We start from the raw sequence: 5,076 nt of genomic DNA, 5'->3' as shown, positions 1-5,076 counted from the left end.
TCTTTTCCACTCTTGGCTTTAAGTTTTTCTTCCTCTTATCCATTTTGCCTCCGGTGGATATTCCTACATTGACTCCGGTCTTGCTTTTCATTTTTTCAGCCTTAGTCATCTCTTCTGCCTCTTCCTCCATAGAGAATGAGTAAACGAAGAAGCTGCAATACGGAGGATGCCGCTGCCGCCACATAGGTAAGAGCCGCTGCAGTAAGGACTGCCCGAACTCCCTTGATTTCCTGGGGACTCAAAATCCCCTCCTCTTCTAAGATTCGCATGGCTCTTTGGGACGCATTCCACTCCACCGGAAGGGTAATAATCTGAAAGGAAATCGCCACTGCGAAAACAATAATTCCCAATTGAATGAAACCGCTCATACCAATCAGAAAGCCGATAAAAATAATGGGAATGGCCAGCTGAGAACAAATAGCACAAACCGGATTAATATTCCGGCTGATGACCAGGGGCATATAGCCTACCGCATCCTGAACAGCATGTCCGCACTCGTGGGCGGCAACACCGATGGCCGCAATGGAGGTGGAGTTCTCCGTGGCTTCCGACAGATTTACCGTTTTGTCCTTCGGGCTGTAGAAATCGCTCAGATGTCCTCTTACGGAAAGCACCTGCACATAGCCGATACCGTTTTTCTGTAAAATAATCTCCGCCGCCTCTCTTCCGCTGATACCTCTTTGGGAACGAACCCGGTCATATTTGGCAAAGGTGGACTTCACCAAAGAGGAGGCCAGCAGGGAAAGCCCCATGCCGATATAAACAAAAATCATTGTGGGATCAAAAAAATAGTATGAATAAGGCATCTTATCCTCCGAATCCTAGTAAGAAGGCAGGGGTATCCAAACGTTTTTTCCCTTCTACCTGAATTTCCAAAATCTCCAAATATCCTTCCCCTGTGGAAAGAAGAAGGCGATTGTTCTCCTTATTGCGATACATCTTTCCTATACCGTCCTTCTTCCGAAAGGCCGCCTTCCCTTCTTCCGAAAGACTTTCCGGTAAATGGGCTAAGAGCAAATCTTCTTTAATTTCTGAAAAACTTTGAAAATTCTCATCTTTCTGTTTGATAACTCTGGCTTTCCAGATTTTAAAGCTTTTTCCGTTGGGAAGAATACTGACTGCAGCAGGCCAGGGATTAAAGGCCCGAACCATGGCTTCAATTTCCACGGCAGGCTTATTCCAATTCACAAAACCGTCCTGCTTTACAATCATACTGCAATGGCTGGCCTTTTCCTCTTCCTGAGCCCTTCTGGGGCAATTCCCCTGCTCTAAAAGACTAAGGGTTTCCAAAATACAATCCTGTGAAAGCAAAGAAAGGGCTTCAAAAAGACTTTCTCCGGTTTCTTCCCCCGTTAAAGGAAGCTTTTTTTGAAGCAGGATATCTCCGGTATCCAAGCCCTCCGCCATCAGCATGGTGGAAATACCGGTTTCCTTGTCTCTATGCAAAATAGCCTGCTGAATCGGAGAAGCTCCCCGATAAAGAGGCAGTAAAGAAGCATGGATATTCACACAGCCATAGCGGGGAAGCTCTAAAAGCTCCTTGGGAAGGATCTGTCCGAAGGCAGCCACCACAATGCAATCCGGCTTTAATTCCTTTAAATATGCAAGGAGTTCTTCGTCTTTTCTCAGACGATGTACGGAACGAACAGGAAGCTCCAGTCTTTCTGCTGCCTGTTTTACCGGCGTCTTAAGGAGATTTCCCTTTCTGTCCTTTGCTTTATCCTCCTGACTGATTACCAAGAGAATCTCATGTCCGGCCTGATGGATGGCCTCTAACCCCTTCACCGCAAAGTCCGGGGTTCCCATAAACACGATTCTCAAATCATTTCCTCCTCTTCCAGTTCTTCATATTGAACATCTTCCAAATCTCCCTCTACCTTCTCTGTATAGAGAACCCCTTGGAGATGATCATACTCATGGCAGAAGGCTCTGGCCAAAAAGCCGGAAGCATCCAAGCTAAAGGGCTCCATGTTCTGATCCAGGGCCTCCAGATGGATATTCATGGGCCGGGTAACCTTTCCTTCCTTTCCCGGAACGGAAAGACAGCCCTCTTCTCCGCACTGCTCTTCCTCTCCCACAGCTTCGATTTTAGGATTAATGCACACATAGCGAACACCGTCTCCGATATCCACCACAAAAAGCTGCTTTAAAATCCCCACCTGAGGAGCCGCCAGTCCAACACCGTTGGCGTCATACATTGTTTCAAACATATCTTGAATCAAATCTCTGGTTTTATCCGTCATTTCCTTAATTTCTTTACACTTCTTTTCCAAAATGGAGTCTCCGATTTTTCGGATGCTGCGAATTGCCATAAACTATACCCTCTCTATAAAAGATCAAACTGGAGCTGAATCAAAGAGCGTTTATCCTCTTTTCGAAGCTCCTCAACAAATAGATTTCTTAATCGGATGATTATATCATGGGATTCTTGCTTAATATAGATGATTTTCCTAAAATTATCCTTTAGCTTATAAATGGTGGCAGGGAAGGGACCAAATAACTCCGCCTGCTCCTTCTCCAATTTCCCCTGGATTCTTTTGATGGTCTTCTCCAGCATCAGACTTAAAAACTCTTCCTCTTGATAGCTGCATTGGATAGCCAGCATTCTGGCAAAGGGAGGATATTCCAGTCTTTTCCGAAACTTCTTTTCCGACTGATAAAAAGCAAAGTAGTCCTGTTCCAAAGCCAGCTCCAGTACTTCCTCCTCGGGACGATAGCTTTGAATCAAGACTTCTCCGGGAAGCTTTCCCCGGCCTGCCCTACCTGCTGCCTGGGTAAGAATCTGGAAAGCATATTCCCTTGCCTGAAAATCCGACTGAAAGAACAGCTGCTCCGCCGCCATAATGCCCACCAGAGTGACCTTCGGAAAATCATGTCCTTTTACAATCATCTGGGTTCCCAAAAGAATATCCGCCTTCTCCTCGGCAAAATCCTGTAAAATTTCTTCGTATTTCCCCTTTTTCCCTGTGGTATCTCCGTCCATACGAAGAATTCTTGCTTTGGGGAAGACTGCATGGCAGATTTTTTCCAGCTTTTCCGTTCCGGTACCAAAGGGGGAAAGATAACTGCTGCCACAGTTTGGACATTTCTTTTCCAGTTTTCTGCTATAGCCGCAGTAATGGCATTGCAGCATACCGTTTTTGTGAAGCGTCAGACTTACGTCGCAGTGGGGACAGTTTAAGCTCTTTCCGCACTTTCTGCAGCTCACAAAGGGAGAATAGCCCCTTCTGTTCATAAAGAGAATACTTTGTTCCCCCCTTTCCAAACGCTTTAATACCGCTTCCTCCAGTGCTTTGGAAAAAATGGAACGGTTTCCCTCCTCCAATTCCTTTCGTAAGTCAATAAGAGTCAGCTTTGGTAGAAAACTTCCCTCCACCGCCCTGTTTTTTAAAGTAAACAGTCTGACTTTTCCCTCCTCCGCCTCTCGGAAAATATTGACGGAAGGTGTTGCAGAGCCGAAAAGTACCGGACACTTGGCCAGTTCTCCCCTTTTTCTTGCCACATCCCGACTTTCGTATCGGGGAGCGGTTTCCGACTTGTAGGAACGTTCCTGCTCCTCATCAATAATGATAAGTCCTAAATTGGAAAATGGCGCAAAGAGGGCTGAACGAGGGCCCAGTAAAAGCTTCACCTCTCCGGACCGGCACTTTTCCATGCTCTCCGCCCGTTCTCCCTGGCTCATTTTGGAATGTAATACCGCCACCTGTCCGGGGAAACGTCCCTCCACCCGCATTCTGCTTTGATGGCTTAGGGAAATTTCAGGAATCAGATAAATCACTTCCTTCCCTTTGGCAAGGCAATCTTCGATTAAACGCAAATACAGCTCCGTCTTTCCGGATCCGGTAACGCCGAAAAGCAGGGCGGAAGGCGCTTCCTCCTCCTGAAAATATTCCTGCATTGCAAAAAGAACCTCCTCCTGCTCTGCATTGAGTTTTGGAGCAGGATAGGGGTTTCCATATTGTATCTTTCCCGGCTTTGTTTTGTTTTTCGTCTTCTTCTTTACCGGAAGTACGGTTTTTAAGCATTGATTTAAGGTCGTTCCGTATTCCTCCGCCATCCAAATGGCCAGATCCAAAAGCTGTTTTTCTACGGAGAACTCCTTTTCCAAAGGAGAAAGAATGTCTTTAATTTTCTCTTCAGGGAAGTCTGCCAGCTCTTCTATATCGATTACATAGCCCTTTTTCTTTCCTCTTCCAAAGGGTATCAAAACAGGATCCCCGACAGATAAGGAAATTTCCTTAGGGACCCTATAGGTAAAACATTTATCGATAGATTCATGAGAAATATCTACGATTACTTTGGCAAACAATGCTTACTCCTTATTTCTTGAATCACCTTGGAAAGAGAAAGGGAGTTGGAAGCCTTAAATAAAAGCAGATCTCCAGGCTTAATTTCTTCTTCCAAAGAGAAGGACAGCTCTTCAAGATTAAAGCAGGCTTTTCCGGGAATCAGCTTCTCTCCCATAGCTTTCCGAATCTCTTCTCCCTTCTTTCCTAAGGTAAATAATGCATCAATAGGAAGAGACTTTAAAAGTTCTCCGATTTCCCGATGATAGGCGATTTCATTATCCCCCAACTCATTCATATCTCCAAGAACGGCAATCTTTCTTTTCGCCCCTTTCTCTGAAGCCAAGACCTTTAAGGAAGCCTTCATGGAATCAGGAGATGCATTGTAGCTGTCATCAATAATCATAATGCCATCTTCCGTAGAAAGTCTGCCGCCTCTTCCCTTTAAGCCCTGAAATTCCAATAAGCCCTGTAAGAGCTTTTGTTTGTGTAATCCCAGAGAAAGACCTATCGCCATGGCTACGGAAGCATTGTCCTCCATATGTTCTCCGGGAACGGAAAGGGGAATCTCCTCCTTCTTTTCGTAGAAGAAAAGATTTAGCTTCTTCTCTCCCAAGAATCCCATGGCTCTGATTTTCTCTTCCGTAAGCGTTCCCAATATAGCATCCTTTTTCGGCAAATACAGGGAAACTTCCTTTTGATTTCCTTCCAGAATATGCATTTTCTCAAAGCAGGTATTTTCCTTGGTCTTCAGATTCTCCAAATGGGCGGAACCGATATTGGTAAATAC

At 45.3% G+C, this 5,076-nt stretch carries 5 protein-coding genes; all 5 read right to left on the bottom strand.

The genetic code is table 11. From position 1 onward, the window contains the following. Positions 1–101 precede the first annotated feature (101 nt). Positions 102–806: a zinc metallopeptidase gene (locus RYO92_RS10755; RefSeq protein WP_315370375.1), complete on the bottom strand. Its 705-nt coding sequence runs from the start codon at positions 804–806 to the stop codon at positions 102–104. A 1-nt stretch (position 807) separates the two neighbouring features. Beyond that, positions 808–1,812 carry a methionyl-tRNA formyltransferase gene (gene fmt / locus RYO92_RS10750; protein WP_315370376.1) on the bottom strand — a complete coding sequence of 335 codons (1,005 nt, stop codon included), beginning with the start codon at positions 1,810–1,812 and terminating at the stop codon, positions 808–810. Positions 1,813–1,817: 5 nt separating this feature from the next. Next, positions 1,818–2,312, bottom strand: a complete 495-nt coding sequence (def, locus tag RYO92_RS10745; RefSeq protein ID WP_007155920.1) for a peptide deformylase — start codon at positions 2,310–2,312, stop codon at positions 1,818–1,820. Positions 2,313–2,326: 14 nt separating this feature from the next. Then, a complete protein-coding gene (gene priA, locus RYO92_RS10740) occupies positions 2,327–4,309 on the bottom strand; it encodes a replication restart helicase PriA (protein ID WP_315370374.1) in 1,983 nt (660 codons plus the stop codon). After that, on the bottom strand, positions 4,294–5,076 hold a 783-nt coding region (locus RYO92_RS10735), incomplete at its 5' end, for a glutamate ligase domain-containing protein (protein WP_315370373.1). The genes priA and RYO92_RS10735, both read right to left, overlap by 16 nt.

It is taken from the genome of Oribacterium sinus, from assembly GCF_963553175.1.
Taxonomy (GTDB): domain Bacteria; phylum Bacillota; class Clostridia; order Lachnospirales; family Lachnospiraceae; genus Oribacterium; species Oribacterium sinus_B.
This window is presented reverse-complemented; position numbering and strand designations above follow the sequence as displayed.

Excerpts from the sequence above, each read along its gene's own strand:
- def (WP_007155920.1), bottom strand. The coding sequence starts at position 2,312 with ATGGCAATTCGCAGCATCCGAAAAATCGGAGACTCCATTTTGGAAAAG.
- RYO92_RS10755 (WP_315370375.1), bottom strand. The coding sequence starts at position 806 with ATGCCTTATTCATACTATTTTTTTGATCCCACAATGATTTTTGTTTAT.